The organism is Shewanella sp. 10N.286.51.B2 (assembly GCF_041469265.1).
Taxonomy (GTDB): Bacteria; Pseudomonadota; Gammaproteobacteria; order Enterobacterales; family Shewanellaceae; genus Shewanella.
In genome coordinates this window covers 1-18016 of sequence record NZ_JBFRKH010000058.1, presented here as the reverse complement: position 1 = coordinate 18016, position 18016 = coordinate 1, and the positions used below count along the sequence as shown (strand labels likewise).

The 18016-nt window shown below is 41.1% G+C and carries 12 protein-coding genes; 8 read left to right on the top strand and 4 right to left on the bottom strand.

Annotated features, from left to right (window positions below; all coding sequences use genetic code 11):
• Nucleotides 1-164: 164 nt before the first annotated feature.
• On the top strand, nucleotides 165-503 hold the full coding sequence (locus tag AB4140_RS15525) for a cytosolic protein (RefSeq protein ID WP_102439628.1): 339 nt from the start codon (nucleotides 165-167) through the stop codon (nucleotides 501-503).
• A gap of 126 nt (nucleotides 504-629) precedes the next feature.
• On the opposite strand, the gene AB4140_RS15520 is transcribed toward AB4140_RS15525, so the two are convergent.
• On the bottom strand, nucleotides 630-1022 hold the full coding sequence (locus AB4140_RS15520; protein WP_102439627.1) for an ATP-binding protein: 393 nt from the start codon (nucleotides 1020-1022) through the stop codon (nucleotides 630-632).
• A 143-nt stretch (nucleotides 1023-1165) separates the two neighbouring features.
• On the bottom strand, nucleotides 1166-2350 hold the full coding sequence (locus AB4140_RS15515; protein WP_102439626.1) for a SpoIIE family protein phosphatase: 1185 nt from the start codon (nucleotides 2348-2350) through the stop codon (nucleotides 1166-1168).
• A 253-nt stretch (nucleotides 2351-2603) separates the two neighbouring features.
• Here AB4140_RS15515 and AB4140_RS15510 point away from each other — a divergent pair, with 253 nt between their 5' ends.
• Together AB4140_RS15510 and AB4140_RS15505 are read left to right on the top strand one after the other, a co-directional pair.
• Nucleotides 2604-6128, top strand: a complete 3525-nt coding sequence (locus AB4140_RS15510; RefSeq protein ID WP_303502739.1) for a PAS domain S-box protein — start codon at nucleotides 2604-2606, stop codon at nucleotides 6126-6128.
• A 19-nt stretch (nucleotides 6129-6147) separates the two neighbouring features.
• Complete coding sequence (locus AB4140_RS15505) at nucleotides 6148-7650, top strand: sigma-54 dependent transcriptional regulator (protein ID WP_102519053.1); 1503 nt, start codon at nucleotides 6148-6150, stop codon at nucleotides 7648-7650.
• 107 nt (nucleotides 7651-7757) lie between these two features.
• Here the strand turns inward: AB4140_RS15505 and AB4140_RS15500 are convergent, their stop codons facing one another.
• A complete protein-coding gene (locus tag AB4140_RS15500) occupies nucleotides 7758-9227 on the bottom strand; it encodes a capsule assembly Wzi family protein (protein ID WP_372001620.1) in 1470 nt (489 codons plus the stop codon).
• A gap of 305 nt (nucleotides 9228-9532) precedes the next feature.
• On the opposite strand from AB4140_RS15500, the gene AB4140_RS15495 reads away from it, so the two are divergent.
• The 5 genes from AB4140_RS15495 (at nucleotide 9533) to tnpA (ending at nucleotide 16958) form a co-directional block, all read left to right on the top strand.
• Nucleotides 9533-10120 carry a tRNA-uridine aminocarboxypropyltransferase gene (locus AB4140_RS15495; RefSeq protein WP_157936099.1) on the top strand — a complete coding sequence of 196 codons (588 nt, stop codon included), beginning with the start codon at nucleotides 9533-9535 and terminating at the stop codon, nucleotides 10118-10120.
• 579 nt (nucleotides 10121-10699) lie between these two features.
• Nucleotides 10700-12148 carry a S8 family serine peptidase gene (locus tag AB4140_RS15490; RefSeq protein ID WP_372001618.1) on the top strand — a complete coding sequence of 483 codons (1449 nt, stop codon included), beginning with the start codon at nucleotides 10700-10702 and terminating at the stop codon, nucleotides 12146-12148.
• 23 nt (nucleotides 12149-12171) lie between these two features.
• Nucleotides 12172-16317 carry an RHS repeat-associated core domain-containing protein gene (locus tag AB4140_RS15485; protein ID WP_372001616.1) on the top strand — a complete coding sequence of 1382 codons (4146 nt, stop codon included), beginning with the start codon at nucleotides 12172-12174 and terminating at the stop codon, nucleotides 16315-16317.
• Nucleotides 16295-16543 (top strand): hypothetical protein, encoded by a 249-nt coding sequence (locus AB4140_RS15480; protein WP_303414877.1) that lies wholly within the window; start codon nucleotides 16295-16297, stop codon nucleotides 16541-16543. The genes AB4140_RS15485 and AB4140_RS15480 overlap by 23 nt, the downstream gene beginning before the upstream one ends.
• A 283-nt stretch (nucleotides 16544-16826) precedes the next feature.
• On the top strand, nucleotides 16827-16958 hold the full coding sequence (gene tnpA / locus AB4140_RS19860) for an IS66 family insertion sequence element accessory protein TnpA (protein WP_408019742.1): 132 nt from the start codon (nucleotides 16827-16829) through the stop codon (nucleotides 16956-16958).
• A 414-nt stretch (nucleotides 16959-17372) separates the two neighbouring features.
• Here the strand turns inward: tnpA and AB4140_RS15475 are convergent.
• Nucleotides 17373-18016: ATP-dependent RecD-like DNA helicase (locus tag AB4140_RS15475; RefSeq protein ID WP_372001614.1), on the bottom strand; the 644-nt coding region annotated here is incomplete at its 5' end.

Genomic DNA, 18016 nt, shown 5'->3' with positions numbered 1-18016 from the left:
TGATATGGATTGTTTGATATAGAGTGTTTGCTAACTTGTATTTGGGCAAAGACGTATTTCAAGTTGGTTTATGAATGTCTGGACATAACTTTAGCAACTAAATATCTACTAGGTTCTTTCCTAGTAGTGATAAAATATCCGCATTAGAATAACCGAGAAAATCTATGTTTATCCATCATGTTAACGGCATCGACTGGCTGGTGATTACAGCTTTTGAAGAACTTAAAACTTTATTTATTGAAGAAGCTGGTGCGATCCCCTTTTGCTTCTCAACCGCCAGCGAATTGAACCTGATTGATCAAGCCAAGCGCACTTATGGATATTTGCCTGCACTCAGCGGCGTAATCACAGATACTGGCACTTTTCAACGTCAGGATAACGAAGAAGATTTGAACCCACAACTTGCCTGCATAGTTGAGGGGCGTGGTCGGGTATTTATCTATCACGGCGGCTTTGTGGCTTTTGTGGATGACGAGCAAACCTTTATTACCCGAATGGACTGAACATTATTCAGTAAGTTGAAATCGGCGAATTGGCATCCTTAGCCATGCAAAGCTGGATTAACTATGTTGTTATCGCTAATGCTTATCAAAGGTGTGTCGCTATTGGTTTACATTCCGCCCAAAGCATTAGCCCAAGTTTATACTTAATCTCAAGTGAGTGCCTAATACCGTTGCCTGTTGCTGCACCTGATCCATCCATTGATGCATTATCCATAAGCCGCGGCCGTTGGCTTTGTGTTTGTTAGGACAAGTGCTAGGGGGGGCTAGTGGGGTAAAGTTTGAGTTATCTAATATATCAATAATCAACTTGTTATCGTTTTTCTGTAATAACAGCTTAATATCTTCAGCGTCATCAGCGCTGTGCTGTTGCACATTATTGGTGGCTTCGAGTGCACAACTGATGAGTTTGAAACGTTGTAATGGCTCAACCTTATTGCTGATCAAAAACTGTTCTAGTTCGTCATAAACTTGATCTGCTGTCATTGAATTGATGCTTATGTTCAATTGAGTGTTATTCATATTAACTCCTTAAGCTGTGGGTCACTGTGGGTTAATTCAAAAATATAAGCTGTTAATTTAAGTGCTTATCTTCGTTCTAAATCTAACTCTATAATCAGCAATAATTGGCATACAGTTATCATCACAATGATTGCTATAACTTTTTAATCGGGTGCGGTAAATAGTAGCAGTGACATATCATCTTGGGGTTGCGACTGCTGCCAAAGGTTGAGTAAGTAACTTAAGTGACTCAATAAATTCGCCGCTGGCATGGCTTTAGCTGATAAGCAGCGCTGTTTTAAGCGCTCTAAGCCAAACATGCCAAACTTTGGATGATTAACTTCATACACGCCATCTGAAAACAGCAGTAGTTGCTCACCCGGGTAAAGTTGGTATTGACCACTTTGGTATTGGCAGTGTTTATCAATACCAATTGGCATACCTGTGGGCACATCGATGCTTTGCACATCGAGTTTAGAAATGATTAATGGTAATGGGTGACCTGCATTACACAGTTGTAATTCATGGGTGTTTATATTGATTTTACCTATCATTACAGTGGCAAACTGGCCCAAATTACCAGGATCATCAAAGAGATTGTTTAAGGCATTCATGACCTTTTCTGGCGATTGCTGCCAGTTCATCCTTTGGGGTGATAAGCCTTGGGCTAGGGTGAAACTGAGCATGGCTGCACTGGCACCGTGACCCGATACATCGATAACATAGAAGCCTATCCACTGTTCATCAATTTCAAAGCATTGCAAAATATCGCCTGCAAGTTCCTCTGCGGGTTCAAAATAATGTCGGATAGTCCAATTATTGAAGGCTAAATTATTTTTTGGCAGTAAGGATTGCTGCAAAATCGCAGCTTGGGTCAGTTCAGACTGTTTTTGAGAAAGTAAACTTTGCAGCTGTTGCTTACTTTCAAGTACCGACTTTTTTGCTTGAATGAGCCTTACTGCAGCTTGAATTTTGACTTTTAATACTGAGGCCAAAAAAGGTTTGGTAATGTAATCATCAGCACCTGAGTCCATAGCATAAATCATGTCTTGAGTTTGATCGTTACCGGTTAAAAGCAAGAAGTAACCGGGATCTGTTTTGGTCTTTAGTCTTTTACACAGCTCAACACCGTTCATCCTAGGCATGCGCCAGTCGCTGACAATTAAGTCAAACTGCTGGGTACGGCACTTCTCCAGTGCCGTTAAGCCATCTTCACATTGCACCATCTCAAACTGTACATTTTCCGGCTGAAAACTTTGAATTAAACTGGCAATGTAATAGCGTTCACTGAATGTGTCTTCCACTAACAGGATGGAGATAGTCGACGTTGACGCATTAGCATTTTGCATGGCGATTCTCTATTAAGTTTGTTTAATAACTTATTAAAGCAAAAGCTGTTCCATAATTTTTAAATAATAAAATCAGGTGGTTAAGCAGCTTTCTAGTAAGATTTACTATTTGCATTTTCAGATTGGGAATAATTTTTTGCAAAATGCGAACAGGTAATTCATAGTGAGTAATAATGTAGTAAACATTTGCTTTGGAATAGATTTTTGACAGGGTTAAACAGCGCTGTTTGCAAAATGCATCAGGAGAAGGAATTTGTCATTTAGATTAAAAGCGATAATTGCCATTGGATTAATGCAAGTCGTACTATTACTGATGCTAATTGTTAATAGTTTAGCTGTTATCAAAGAGACCAATCAGCAAGAAGCAAGGCAGCAAGCTCAACTTGCAGCGCAGCTGGTGGCTAATAGTATTAACCCTGATAAGGCCCGCGAGTCCATCTTACTGCTTAAACAATCTTTAGAAGCCCACCACATTAGCCATATTGATTCAATCGAAGTATCCAAAGCAGATAAGCTATTGTATTCGGCTCAGCGTAATGGCCAAGGCATGTTTGAGATCATTAAAGCTGTGACCCCAAAAGAGCATACGGTTGAGGTGGTGGCAGTATCTAATAATGGCACTGGCATTCAAATAAGCGTACTTGTTAATACCGATGAATTTGATAATAGCGTTGAAGCAGTGGCGTTGAAATATAGCGCATTAATGATTTTAGTGATCATTTTGATTTCATTTTTATCTTGGTATCAGGGCCTTAAGCTCATCAGACATATTTTTAATATTCAGCATGCCTCAAAGCGGGTGCTTGAAGGGGAATCAGGGGTGCAAGTGGTTGAGCCCGGCACCCAAGATATCACCGATACGACTAACGCCTTTAATGCCATGCTTAAAAACTTGGATGAAAAACGCAGTGATTTACAAGGTGCCAATGTTCGCTTAAATACCATATTAGATTCAGCGGCTGATGGCTTTGTCATTATTGATGTTAACGGCGTGATTAATGAAGTGAATAATGCCGTCAGTAAGTTATTTGGCTATGAAAAAGCACAGCTTATTGATGAAAATGTGTCTATTTTAATGCCGATGGCAGATCGCTTTATGCATGATGGCTATATCAAGCATTATCTTACAACGGGTGATGCAAAAATTATTGGTAACAGTCGTGAGTTAAAAGCGCAGCATAAAGATGGCAGCTTATTTCCTATCGAGCTAACCATTTCAAAAATGCAAATTGATGGTGAGATTCTATTTTTAGGCTTTATCAAAGATTTAACCGAACTTAAAAAAGAGCAACAAACCGCTGCCAGAACTCAATCTATTTTGGTGGCAACCATTGAAGCCACCCATGATGCGTTAATCTCTATTGATATTAGCGGCAGAGTGGTTGAGTTTAATGCTGCGGCGGTCAAACTGTTTGGCTATGAGCGCGAAGAGGCATTAGGTGAAAGGCTGGAAGATTTAATTATTCCCGCAGGTTTCCATAGTGCCCATAAAAATGGCATGGAGCATCACCGCCGCACTGGTGAAGGGCCTGTGCTGAATAATCGCATCGAAGTTCCTGCCCATAATAAAGCTGGCGAGGAGTTTCCGGTTGAATTGCGGGTGATCCCCATTCAATTAGGTGATGAAATGTTCTTCACCGCTTTTTTACGCAATATTTCAGAGCAAAAATCCAGAGAAGAAGAATTAAGATTAGCCAAAGAGCAAGCAGAGGCGGGCAGTGAAGCTAAGTCACGATTTTTAGCCACTATGAGCCATGAAATTCGCTCACCACTGAATGCCGTACTTGGCAGTGTTGATTTGCTTTTAGACTCTCAACTTGAAAAGGGCCAGCGCATGTATGCTCGCGCGGCTAAAGAAGCGGGCTCAGTCTTGTTAAGTACCATTAATGATATTTTGGACTTCTCGAAGATTGAAGCTGGGCAAATGCAACTGGAAGCTAAAGAGTTTCAACCTGATAAGTTAGTCGCGCAAGTGTTACAGATTTTGTCCCATAAAGCCCATGATAAAGGAGTGCATCTTGGCAGTGTTATTGACCGAGATGTACCGCAAATTTTAATCGGAGATGCGCAGCGTATTAGGCAAGTGCTGCAAAACCTGGTGGATAATGCGATTAAGTTTTCAACCGATGGGTGTATTGCTGTTGAGATTGAGATTATCAACCGCGATAACGGCAAGGTGCAACTGAGCTGTAAGGTAAAAGATCAAGGCATTGGGATCAGTGAAATATCACAACAGAAGTTATTTAGAGAGTTTTCTCAGGTTCATGACACGCATACCACCAGTTATGCAGGTACAGGCTTAGGCTTAGCCATATGTTCTGAACTGGCTAAAATGATGGGGGGCAACCTCAGCGTTCAAAGCCAACTAGGCCAAGGAAGTGAGTTTACATTAACTGTGGTACTTGATGAACCTGCTGAAATAACAACTGTTGATATTGCTTTATCAACAGCGCCTCGGGTGTTAGTGATTCACCCCGATATGACCCTTTGTGAGTTAATTGAAAAGCAATACCGCCAATATGGCGTCGAGACATGCTTTGCGCATCAGCTCAGCGAGCTTGATAGTCAATCAAGCAACAACGGCCAATTTGATGTCATCATGCTCGATGAAAGCTGTATTTTAGACTGTGAACATCAAAGCGTAGAGGGCTTATCAAATCGCTATTTGACTAAGACAGGCTATATCACGGCTTTGTTATCTGGGGTGAATACACAAGTGCAGGCGCGCAGTACTGACTTAGGCATAGTCGAGTCTGTCAGCAAGCCATTAAGCCGAGAGATATTACTAAGCTTAATCAGTAATGCCAGTAATGCCAGTAATGTAGAAAAGAGTGATAAGCAGATCATTGAAAGTAAATTAACCCTGCCTGATGGCTGTAAATTATTACTCGCAGAAGATAGCCCAGTAAACCAAATGGTCGCAGGTACGATATTGACCAATAGCGGCGCAGTCATGACCTATGCTAATAACGGTGTAGAAGCGGTAGAGATAGGGTTAAAGCAAGAGTTTGATTTAATTTTGATGGATATTCGTATGCCTGAAATGGATGGCCTTGAAGCGTGCCGTAAAATTTTAGCCAGTAAGCCTGATCAAATTATCTTGGCCATGTCAGCCAACGTATTCAGTGAAGAGGTTGCAGCATGTAAAGACGCCGGCATGCTTGGGTTTATTGGTAAGCCGGTTAAAAAGCAGGATTTGATCTCTGGGATAAATTACTGGTTAACTCAGGTGAAGGGCAATGCTAATGACGCGATGGAAATAACTCATGAGGTTAGTGACGAGGTTAGTGATATTGCTGCAGAGAAAGAAACTCACATTAAGCCAACAGCTGAGGTAAATGAAATCCTATTAGCTGACACCTCAAATGGCTTAATAGCTGAAACCACACATGAAACTATAACTGAAACCATAAATGAAACAATAGCTGATGATGTGTTGTTGGATCAGCAGGTGTTTGATGAGTTACTAAAAGCGGTAGGTGAAGCAAGCTTAGTTAAAATGATGAAGGTATTTCATAATGAAACTAAGATGCGTATCGATATTTTAAAAACCATCACTGCCAATGGAAGCCGAGCAGAGATTGAAGATCAAGTTCATACCATTAAAAGTAGTGCAGGCAGTTTTGGGGCGCAAAAGTTATCTGAAGTAGCCATTTTACTTGAGGCCGCAGCCAGAACCGAAGATGAACCTTTAGCCGCATTATTTGAGCAGATATTTGTGGTTGCTGAGCAAAGCTTGACGTTAATTGAGCAACGATTTGATATCGGTCATAAATAATTAAATAAGGAAGTTACCCATGGGATTTAGTGCCGTTCTTGTAGAAGATAGTATGTCATTAGGCGCATTGTACAGCGAATACCTTTGTGCCGAAGGCGCCGAAGTCACCTTGGTTAATTTTGGTGAAGATGCATTAAAAGAACTTGCCCGTAAACAACCAGACTTATTAGTGTTAGATATTAAATTGCCGGATATGTCGGGAATGGATATTTTGACCAAAGTGCAGCAAGACTACCCGCAGATCACCGTCATTATGATCACTGCTTATGGCACCATTGATTTAGCCGTAGATGCCATGCGCGCCGGTGCGTTTGATTTTCTAGTTAAGCCTTTTGATAGTAAAAGGTTGGCGATTACTGTGCGTAATGCTCTGAAGCAAAAAGACTTATTGGCACTTGTGACCAATTATGAAAATAGCCTCCCAAAAACCAATTTTCATGGCTTTATTGGTGACTCCTTAGCCATGCAAACCGTATATAACACCATTGATTGCGTGGCCAACAGTAAAGCGTCAGTGTTTGTGATGGGCGAAAGTGGCACAGGTAAAGAGGTTTGCGCCCAAGCGATCCATCAAGCAGGAACACGAGCACAAGAAGCTTTTATTGCTTTAAACTGCGCCTCAATTCCGAAAGATTTAATTGAAAGCGAAATTTTTGGTCACACCAAAGGTGCGTTTACTGGCGCTGTGAGTAATCGTGATGGCGCAGCAACTCGTGCTGATGGTGGCACTTTGTTTCTTGATGAACTGTGTGAAATGGATTTAGAGTTGCAAAGTAAATTGCTACGCTTTATTCAAACTGGGGTATTTCAGCGTGTAGGCGGCACTAAAGAAGAAAAAGTTGATGTGCGTTTTATTAGTGCCACCAACCGAGACCCATGGAAAGAAGTGCAAGAAGGACGCTTTCGGGAAGATTTATATTATCGCTTACATGTTATCCCTATAGAACTGCCGCCTTTAAGACAAAGGGGCAAAGACGTGATGTCTATTGCTAAAAAGCTGTTGAAGCAATACAGCAAAGAAGAGGGCAAATCTTTTAAACGTTTCTCTACCGAAGTTGAACGTTGCTTTGTCAATTACCCATGGCCAGGTAACGTGCGTCAACTGCAGAATGTGATCAGGCAAATTGTAGTGCTTAACACAGCCGAAGAAGTGTCTTTGGCCATGTTACCTGCGCAAATGACTGCGCAAATGACTGCGCAAATGAGCACCGCAGTGTCATTGTCGATGACAGATTTAAACACCTCAGCCGCACCAGTAGAGGCAAAGGCGCATTATGCAAGCGAGTCAGGCTTTGAAAATGCGGCTCAACAGGCCCTACAAAAAACAACAGAAACAGCTCCTAATCAACAAACTCAGGTCGTTGATGATGATATACAGCCATTGTGGTTAATCGAAAAAATGACCATTGAAACCGCTATTGAGCAATGTGACGGTAATATTCCAAAAGCCGCGGGTTTATTAGATGTAAGCCCTTCGACTATCTATCGTAAAAAGCAGCAATGGGAAGATAAAGGTTTGTAGTTTAAAGAGTCTGTTTTAGCTTTAGTTACATAGGAAATACAGAAAAGCCCATCAAATGATGGGCTTTATTATATTTCAGTGTGTTAATTTGCTATTGTGATTAGCAATTAAAAATCGCGTTCCCAACCAGCGTAAACGGTGGTTTCCCAATCGCTGCTGGTATCAACTTCAGGATACTCACTGTAGCCAACAGTGCCGCCAAGTTTTAACTTACCTTCATAAAATGGTCGGTGGTAACTGGCATCAAGCTGCAACAAACGCTCATAACGGCCAGGGGATACCGGATTTCCACCAGTTGGGTTACCAGTGTCTACCCCATCAAAGTTAAGTTTGGCATAACGAAACTTAGTCGATAAGCTTTGGCCATGTTGTAGTTGAGTAATACCACCTAACACCACAACGCGAGAATCATTATCATAGGTGCTGCCTAAGCTGCGGCCATAGTAACGATAACCACTTTTATAAAAGCCGTGTTCATACATGCAGTTGTAGACGTTAGAGTCTTCGCCACAGGCAGCTGCAGTATCTGAGTATTCAGCAAAAAAACGGGTGTTAAGTGAGGCAATAAAAACATCTACCCCACCCATGTTTGAGGCGTTAATCAGCTTATGTTTCTCATTGTGATAGTCTTCGTGGATGCGCTCGTAGTAAATACCATAAGGTACGCCCCAAGCGGTATCAGACCATCTAAAATCGTAACCTGCGAGCATGTTTTCTTGACCGTTTTCAAGCTCACCTTCAGACATCCCGCCATTAAATAAGCCATCCCACCAATCAGACAAGCTGTTGCCGTAGCCTTCACCGCCCCATTGCATGGTCCAAGAAAAGCCAATTTCTAATTTTGAAATGGGTCTTAGGGTACCACGAGCGCCCCAATGCTGGGTGTCAGGCACATAGCGATCACTTTCCATTTGGCTAAAGCTGGTGGTAAAGGTCCACGGACCAACCCAGTTTAACCAAGGGGTTTCAAAGGCATTACTGTCATTACGAGAAAAGGTAATGCCTGGCATAGGTCTGGCATTGGTGGTTTGGATTAAACCTGAGTCCCAACTTGGGCCCCAATATTTTTGCACTGCGCCGCCAGTGACAATCCAGTTACCCAGTTTGACTGCTGCAAAGCTATTATCTAGGCGAGTTTCATTGCCATCTGCTGAGTCGTAATGGTAACTCGCTGCTAAGCGGCCACTAAACCAGTCTTGGGTGACTTCTGCTGTAAATTCAACTTCAGCTTTGTCGCGATAGTCATTACCGTAACCAATAAAGCGAGCTTTTTCATTGGCGCCACTTAAGCTGGCACCTAAAGTCACAGCTTGATGATCTTTATTGTAAGCGCGCATCACACGATGATAAGCATCTTTTTGATGCACCGACATTGGGCTGTCAGCAGCATTATCTAAATCTTTTTTTATCCCAGACCACATCAAAGGAAAGGTAGTCACAGGCTGAATAATAACGCCAGTATCAGAAAGTAATTGTATATCTGCTCTAAGCGGCAAGTCTGTAGGTTCCACCCACCAAGCGGCTTGGGTAGAAAAGCTAGTAAATAGTGCTATCCCTGCTAGTATTTTTAACTTCATTGAATGCTCTTTGGGGTGAAATGACTCACCAAATGATAAAAATTAGTTGTTAGCGCTATGATAACAGCCAATTGTGTAATTAACGTATTGAGAAAAGCAATTTTTACTGAATGTTACAAAACACTCAAGCCTCGCGGCACAAAGGTAGCCAGTTAGTTACAAAAATTATTGATGCAGCCTGAGGATTAATTTTTTGTATTAATTGATAATTAGTCAATGATTAGCGCAAGCAGCGAATGGCTGCAGAGCAGTAGGCCTGCAATATGCAATCCTGTAAGCTAGTAAAATTAAGCTGCCAGAACTGTTTGGCAGATATTCGATATTTTGAAAACTGTGAAACCTTATATATGAAAATAGTGTTATTAACCCATGAGCGAGAGCTAACCAGAGCAACCAATACTGGCCAGTGGGTTACGCAAGTCTTGGCTGATGCTGCGCCGGTGATCACTTGGCAACGTAAATCCCCAAGTGATGAGTTATTGCAAATGATCGCCTCAGGAAAAGTGGCTTTAGTGTTCCCATCTGAAGAGGAGACAAACCCGTTAAAGGTTGATGATGAGGCTTTTTCAGAAAAGTCGTCTAAGGCTGCAGTTATCCCTTCATCTACTACTTCTAAACCGTCAGCTTTAGCTCAGTTTGATGCGCTAGTGATCATCGATGCCACCTGGCAAGAAGCGCGCAAAATGTATAACCGCAGCCCTTATTTACAGGCGCTTGAAAAAGTCAGCTTAACGCCGAAACATGCATCTTTATATCAATTAAGGCGCAATCAAGTAGAAGGGGGGTTATGCACTGCAGAGTGCGCGATTGAAATACTCAATGAGATTGGAGAAAACGAGCTGGCCGCTGAAATTACCGCGCTATTATTGCAGCAGTTGAATCTCAAGGCGTAAACTCAACAATATAATAAAAGGGTGAGCTATTTGGAGTATATAGTAGAAAGTATGTTTATTCTCGTGTGAGTGAGTGAATAGCTATATACGACAAGGGCTAGCTAAAGTAACAATGACGTACACACTATGTATAATGGTGTGTACGTTTTTTTTGCAACGCAATGTCGGTTGTCGTGCGCTCCATCTTGGTAGGAGTTTACACTACCTGATAAAGCAAAACCTCTAGCTAACTTTTGCCCCATTCTGTTTTACGTTAATTTTTCTGTATATAATTCAGGTCGATCTTTGACTTACTTTTACTAATTTTATTAGTTGTTCATTGTTCCAACAAAGCATTTACTGCCCCCTTAATTTATAGCTGCTCACTCTTTAAGATTTAATTACACAAACATATCTTGCGCCGTCAATATTATATCAATCGTTGTTTTTTTGACTAATGTAAACAAACACATCCTCACAAGCAATCTATCTTGCTTATTTTATCATCAACCAAAAAAATAAAGTTGCCCAATTGTTGCTGGAAAGTTAACAGTTCAGTATGTTGTTTAAGCTTTTTTATGTTAACAAGGAAAATGTAACATGTTTAAACCTCGTACTAAATTAACTCGCACGACCTCTCTTTTGTTTTATGCTCAATTATTACTCATACCTCTAGCCGCACTAACACATTCAAATGTTGCCTTTGCTGATAATAATAAAATCAAGAAGCTGAATGAGAAACGGATTAATGAAGAATTTATTGTTGTTTTGAAAAACAGTTCTATGACCAAGGGGGAATTAGACAATGTTGGCAAAAAGTTGGCGAAGTTAGTTAAAGGGAAGTTTAAACATAGTTTACCGATTATTAATGCGGTCGTGCTTACCGTATCAGAAGACAAGCTTCCTAAACTAGCAGAAGATGATCGAATTGAATATATTGAAGGAAACTTTATCGTTGAATCATCGAGTTATTGGGGAGGTGATCGAATAAACCAAAGAACCTTACCATTGGATGGCTCGAGTAGCCATGCTTGGCCGGGGTCAGGTCAAACAGTCTTTATGGTAGACTCAGGAGTTAACTTTAATAACTACGAGCTAAATAAAGTGACGAGTTATTTATGGGACATAACATCTGGTAATCAAGCCCAAGATTGTTATGGGCATGGCACTCATACCGCAGATATTATTCGTAGAACAGTGCCATTTGCTCAATTAAAAGCCCTGAGGGTATTCGACTGTCATGGCAGCGCATCTGTTAGCAATATTATTAATGCACTGAATATTATTGGTAGTACAGGTAACGCGCCATCAGTGGTTTATATCGGTGGTGTCACTGGCGCTAATACTTCTCTGGACTCGGCTGTAAATAATTTGAGTGCGTCAGGCTATTCTGTTGTGGTGCCTGCGGGAAACAGCAATGCTAATGCCAGCAATTATTCACCAGCTAGGGCATCAAGTGCGATAACCGTAGCCTCAATAGGTTCTAATGATAGTCCATCTGCTTTTAATAACTGGGGGGCATCAGTGAATATTTATGCTCCTGGTGAAGGGATCACTTCAACATATCTTCCAGATGATAACAGTACAAAAACCATGTCAGGCACCTCGCAAGCGGCCGCTTATGCGGCAGGAGCCTTAGCTGGTTATTTATCAATTGGGTTAACTCGTAATGAGTTTTTGAGTAATGCTTCAAGTGCAAATGGTCGGCCCCTTATTTGGGTTAACTCTGACACTACCGCACCACCACAACCAGTAACATTTATCAGCTATCAAGCTGGTAATGCGGGATACAACATTTCATTTTCACAAACCGCTTATACCCCTCAACCCGGCACGGGAATGGCGTCGTATTTTGAAGTGCAGCTTGATGATGGCGCGGGATGGGGTGCTATTGAGCGCGTGTATGGCGATACTAGCTTGGAAGTGTTGTCTCAATTTCCAGGCGTATATTCCTATCGGGTGAGAGCATGTAATACCAAAGGGTGCTCAAACTGGAGCGCTACAAAATCAGTAACAGTTAGCTCAGCGACTCAGCAGTGTTCGATTTAATACCCAAGGAGTAAGGGAATCTTATGAAATTTAATACATTATTTAAAAATTTAATCATTGCAGCGCCATTGATGGCAATCAATATTAATGATGACATGCAGTTAAAGTTTATTGAATACGCAAATGCTGATATTGAGCGAATTGAAATTGTAGGTCGCAAAATGGCTGATTTTAGTGGTGGTATTGGATTGGCATTTTCTGGAGGAACTGGTTACAGTCCCTCTGGCGGTGGAGAAGGTGGCGGAGGTGGTCGCTCAAATGATTCATCTGATGATGACGAGGGTGAAGGTGATGGTAAAGGTGAATGTGGCGATTCTGAGGGCAACCCAATCATTATAGCAACAGGGAACAAAATTCAACCTGAGCTAGATTACCTATCTACAACGACATTTCCACTTGCTATTGAAAAAAACTATAACCACTTTGCGCGACGTACAGGTGTGTTTGGCAAAATGTGGTTAAGTAGCTTTGATTATCAATTGTTATACACTGACTTAAAAACCTGTGAGTTAGACAGGGAAGGTGTGCCGACCCTAGGTTGTAATGAATGGTTCCCCGCTGAACCTAACTCTAATGATATTATAACAGTGTTAAAGCCAGATGGCGGTAAACGGGTATTTGAGCCAAGCGGCACTAATAACGTTTGGTATGATAATGATTTCGGTGATGCCGCAAAAATCGTGTACAGCAATAACAAATTCACATTTTATGAAGTAAATGGTGTTGTTGAGGTTTATGATGCTAATGGTAAAATCCTTAGTCGCACCAATTCGCGAGGCGATAAACACACTTATTCATACTCTAATGGTAACCTTAACTCTGTTACTGCTTCTACAGGCGAAAGCTTAACCCTGACATATACTAGTGGGCGCGTTCAATCCATTACTGATGGCGAAGGAAATATTTATCGTTACGAATACACTAACGGCAAACTCTCTAAGCAAACCATGCCTGATAATAGTTACAAGGAGTTCTTTTATACGGATACGACTTGGACTGATGCACTGACACAAATCAAAGTTAACGGTCAGGTATATGCAACATTTACTTATGACCCGACAACAGGTAAAGCGACTTCAAGTGCGCATGGCACCTCGGCCAATCTAGAAAAATATACATTTGCTTATCAAACTAATCAGACAGTGGTAACCAATCCATTGGGTTTAGACACCACATACACGTATGAGACTGTTAACAATAAAAAGCGTGTTAAAACGGTTAGTAGTGAAGCAGGCGATTTTTGTGAAGCGGCCAATTCAGATTATATCTATGATACTTTAGGGCTCAAAGATAAGGTGACAGATTGGGAAGGCAATGTTACCGATTATGATTACGATACGTCAGGGCGTTTAGCGTCAGAAACCCAGGGGTACGGTAGTTCCGATGCAAGGACTGTTACCTACATTTGGCATCCAACCTATCAACATTTAGTAGAGAAAATCACCTACCCACAGTATTCGATTGAATATGAATATGATGACAAACAAAATATTACCAAAGTCACCCAGACTGATTTAGCTACAGGTAAGCAGCGAATTACGAATACAGACTACACCTATTACGCTGATGGTAAAGTGCAAACAATGACCGTCGATGGGCCTAGACTTGATGTAAGTGATATCACTATTTCTCACTATAGTACGAATGGTTTGTTGACTAGTGTTGAATATGCCAATGGAAGTGAGCATAAGTTTAATATCTATGATGGTAATGCCAACTTGCTCAATGAAACCTTACCCAATGGCCTGGATGTTACCTATACCTATAATGCTAACAATCAATTAGAGACTGTTAAAAATGGCTCTCGCCCTACAGCGACTTATACTTACAATGCATTGGGTCAAGTAGATAAAACGACTCTGCCTGATGGTTCATATACAGATAATGAATTCGATGATGGTTATCGCATTGATTATTTAGAGGACAATACAGGGAATAAAACGCACTTTACTTACAATAACATGAGCCAAGTGGAGTCAATGGCGTTCAAAGTTGGCTCAACCATGCATTTTCAATCAAATGTCTATTATGATGAACTCGGTCGAGTTCGACTCAAACAAGGCCAGAATGGCCAACAAGATACCATTACTTATTATAAAGACGGTAATATCAAAACCATTACAGATGCATTGGGTAATGAACGTTCTTTCACTTATGATGCGTTAGGGCGCCTTAAAACCAGTACCGATGCGGAGTTAGCCGTAACATCCTATACCTATAATAGCCAAGGTAAAATTGCGACTGTCACAGACGATAACGGTAATAAAACCATTTATACTTACAACGGATTTGGTGACCTAACTAAGCTCAACAGTCCTGATACGGGGATTACTGACTTTGAATATGATGAAGCGAGTAATTTGATTAAAAAGACCGATGCTAATGGCAACGTCTCCCGCTATCGTTATGATGACATGAACCGCATCACCATGATGGTGTCGGGCTACCAGATGCAAGGGTTCAGTTATGATGAGGACAAAGATGCTGATAGTAATAAAAATTACAATGCCAACGCCTTAACCCAAGTCGCTACCAATGGTGAATGCACCAACTTCAATTACAATGCCTATGGAGAGTTATCTTCCAAAACCAGCGATATTTTAAATCAAACCTATATCGTCAGTTACACGCCTGATAGCTTTGGTCGTATAAAAGATATTACTTACCCTAGTGGCAACAAGGTGACTTATGCCTATAACAACATAGGCAAAATTAATAAGGTAACAGCGACTATTGGTGGCCAAACTAAGAATGTGTTAACAAGCATTACTTACAAACCTTTCGGTCCCGCTTCAAACTGGACATACGGCAATGGCTTAGCGCAAGTTGACACCTATGATACTGATTATCGCTTAGATTTAAGATATATCTCAGGTAAACAAAAGTTAGATTATACCTTTGAATCAAACACTAATAATATTGAAAGTATCATCAATACATACAACAGTGCTTATTCGCAGACCTTTGGTTATGATGATACTTATCGATTAACATCAGTATCGAGCAGTGCAGATAATCAATCTTGGTCATATGATGGTGTGGGTAACCGTGAGACGAATACGGATAATGGAGTAAATTATACCTATGCCCTCAATTTAGGCTCTAATCAGCTTAATAAAGTGACGAAATCGGGTAGCACACGTGCCTTCACAACGGATGATAATGGTAACATTACTCAAGATACTGGGCGTGGAAATCTATACTCCTACAACAGTTCGAATCAGTTAACGTCGAGTCTTAACAACGGGCTCAAAACAGTTTACGGTTATAACTACTCGAATCTAAGAGCCTATAAACAATCTACAGCAGGCACTTCACGCTATATATATGATGCTTCAGGTTTGCTATTAGCTGAGCCTAATGCTAATAAAGAATACATCTACGTTAATGGCACGCCAGTGGCTTATGTGTTGAATAATGTGCTTTATTATGTGCATACAGACCATTTGTCTCGCCCGGAGCTTGTAACAAACAGTAGTGGTTCTGTTGTTTGGAAAGCAAACCTCAAAGCATTTGATAGGACAGTCAATAGCACTAGCATTGGCGCATTCAACATCGGCTTCCCTGGTCAATATTATGACAGTGAATCGGGCCTGTGGTACAACTGGAATCGTTACTATGATGCACAACTTGGCAGATATATTCAGAGTGACCCGATTGGGCTAGCCGGAGGGATTAATACCTATGCTTATGTTGGGGGGAATCCTGTAAGTAATTTCGATCCTTATGGATTATGGTGTATAGGCTCGACAGCCACCGCTGCAATCGCAGGTGGTCTAGGTGGTGCTGCAACAGGGGCACTATTAGGTGCTAATCCTGTGTCAATCGCAGGAGGTGCTGTAGTTGGCGCAGGAGCCGCGGCGATAGGTGCAAACTTTAATAGTGTTAACGCTGGAGCAGGGATTGGACTCATTGCTGGGGGAATTAGTGGAGGAAAGTATGGAGCCATTACTGGTGGATTGACTGGTATAGGTGCTTCATCATCAGGTAGTAATGCTATGGGGGGGTTCTTCGGTGGCCTTGCTGGGGGGCTCTTTATTCAATCCGGTAATGTTGCTGGAAATATGGTAAAAGGGGGATGGGCTGGTATGGTTGGCGGGCTTGTTCAAGATGCTGTTTATGAAGGTTTAATGGAGGCACAAGACTGTGACGAAACGTGCAGTAAATAAAGTTACGTCATCGATAGCTTTGATCGCTATTACTTTATTTTTTGTTTACTTAAGTGGTTGGATAGTAAACTATTTTGAAGAGCAGAATAAACAACTTCCAGAATGGCTATATTATGCTTTTATGGTGGCTTATGTTTTAATTATAAGTGTATTTTACGACAAGTTTATCAAAGCCTTCAGTAAAAGTGACTATCAAAAGAAACCAAACCGAGATCCAAAAAAGTAAAGGGTTTCATTGAATCCGAAGTCCCGCTAGTCGGGGCTTGTATTCGAATCTGCAAGAAATTGTTCAAACCAGCAATGCAGGCTTTTCTTTTGCCTCAAATTCATCCATAAAAATGTTCTGCTGTTAATGCCCTTTGGTTTGGTGCCAAGGTTGCTAATGAGGTGTTAGTGATGACGAATGTAATTGTCTAGGCAAAGACACATATCTTTGTATGCCGTTGATTTATGTTGTTTCCATATTTTTATTGGGAACAATATAATGAAAACCTTTATAATCCGCAGCAGTGGCAAGTCTCATTCTTGCACTGCTACAAAGCGGGTTAAATATCAGCACCTATTGCCGTAAACAAAAATTATCGACATCGAGCTTTTATGTTCACAAAAAACGCTTGGCATTAACTGTTCTGCAGAATTAAATCAGAACATTTTTCTTAAGGATTTTGTACATATTAAATTGGTGATAGATCACCGTTAGCATTCTGGGCCTTTCTAAGTTGTGATCACGCATAAACGCTGCCACATCATTTTTCATGTTCTATAAAATTGTACAAGCATGATGATTTAGACTTGTTAATAAGAAATTTACCATACCTTAGCTAATCCTTGTTTTCCTAATTTAGTAAAATCACTGACAAACTTTTGTCCAGAAGTGTGTTGCAAATGAGTACGCAATTATTGTGAACACCAACGGGCTTTTTGATGGTCGCTCAACTACAGGCACATCTTGCTACGCAAGAACGCAGAATAAGATGTGGATAACGCTTCGCGTTAACACACAGCTTATCTCCGCTTGTACCCGTAGTCACTCCCCAAAGTAACAAATTTTATTTTTATCTTTTTAAAAGCTCAACAAGATAGCTATTACGCCGATGTGAATGACTTGGTGCCTCAGTAATGGCTTTAAAATCATCTTCTGCCCCAACAATGTGAATTTCATGCTCAGCTCTAGTGATAGCGGTATAAAGCCATGCTCTGTCAACGATTCTACCTTTCTGCAAAGCAATGATAATGCGTGGGAACTGAGAACCTTGTGCTTTATGGAGGGTTATTGCATAACCCAATTCCATGCAATCGAGTACTGATTGTGTGACCTCAACTTTATCCCCCGTATCCAGCGTTACTTCACCATAGCTTTCACCCGAAGACTCAACACTGGTTAGTGTACCAAGAGAGCCGTTTTGAATGCCTTTGTCGTAATGGTTTTGCGTAAATAGAATCGCATCATTCAATCTGAGGTTTTGAATGAATCTCTCACCGTGCATTTCGAACTCAAGTCTATTTCCATTATGGTTGACGGCTTCTTGTGTTAGTTTATTAATGTCAGCAACGAGCGCTTTGGTCGGTGCCATAACACGACTGTTTTCAGGTGATTGCTGATACAAGTCACAACAGACTTGAGCAATGTCGCTCTTTGTCGTTTCGTGGAAGTGAATAGCGCCCGTACTTAGTTTCTCAGGTACGATGCCTTGATTAA

Coding starts and splice junctions, on each gene's coding strand:
- AB4140_RS15505 (WP_102519053.1), top strand. CDS start 6,148: ATGGGATTTAGTGCCGTTCTTGTAGAAGATAGTATGTCATTAGGCGCA.
- AB4140_RS15500 (WP_372001620.1), bottom strand. CDS start 9,227: ATGAAGTTAAAAATACTAGCAGGGATAGCACTATTTACTAGCTTTTCT.
- AB4140_RS15520 (WP_102439627.1), bottom strand. CDS start 1,022: ATGAATAACACTCAATTGAACATAAGCATCAATTCAATGACAGCAGAT.
- AB4140_RS15485 (WP_372001616.1), top strand. CDS start 12,172: ATGAAATTTAATACATTATTTAAAAATTTAATCATTGCAGCGCCATTG.
- AB4140_RS15490 (WP_372001618.1), top strand. CDS start 10,700: ATGTTTAAACCTCGTACTAAATTAACTCGCACGACCTCTCTTTTGTTT.
- AB4140_RS15515 (WP_102439626.1), bottom strand. CDS start 2,350: ATGCAAAATGCTAATGCGTCAACGTCGACTATCTCCATCCTGTTAGTG.
- AB4140_RS15525 (WP_102439628.1), top strand. CDS start 165: ATGTTTATCCATCATGTTAACGGCATCGACTGGCTGGTGATTACAGCT.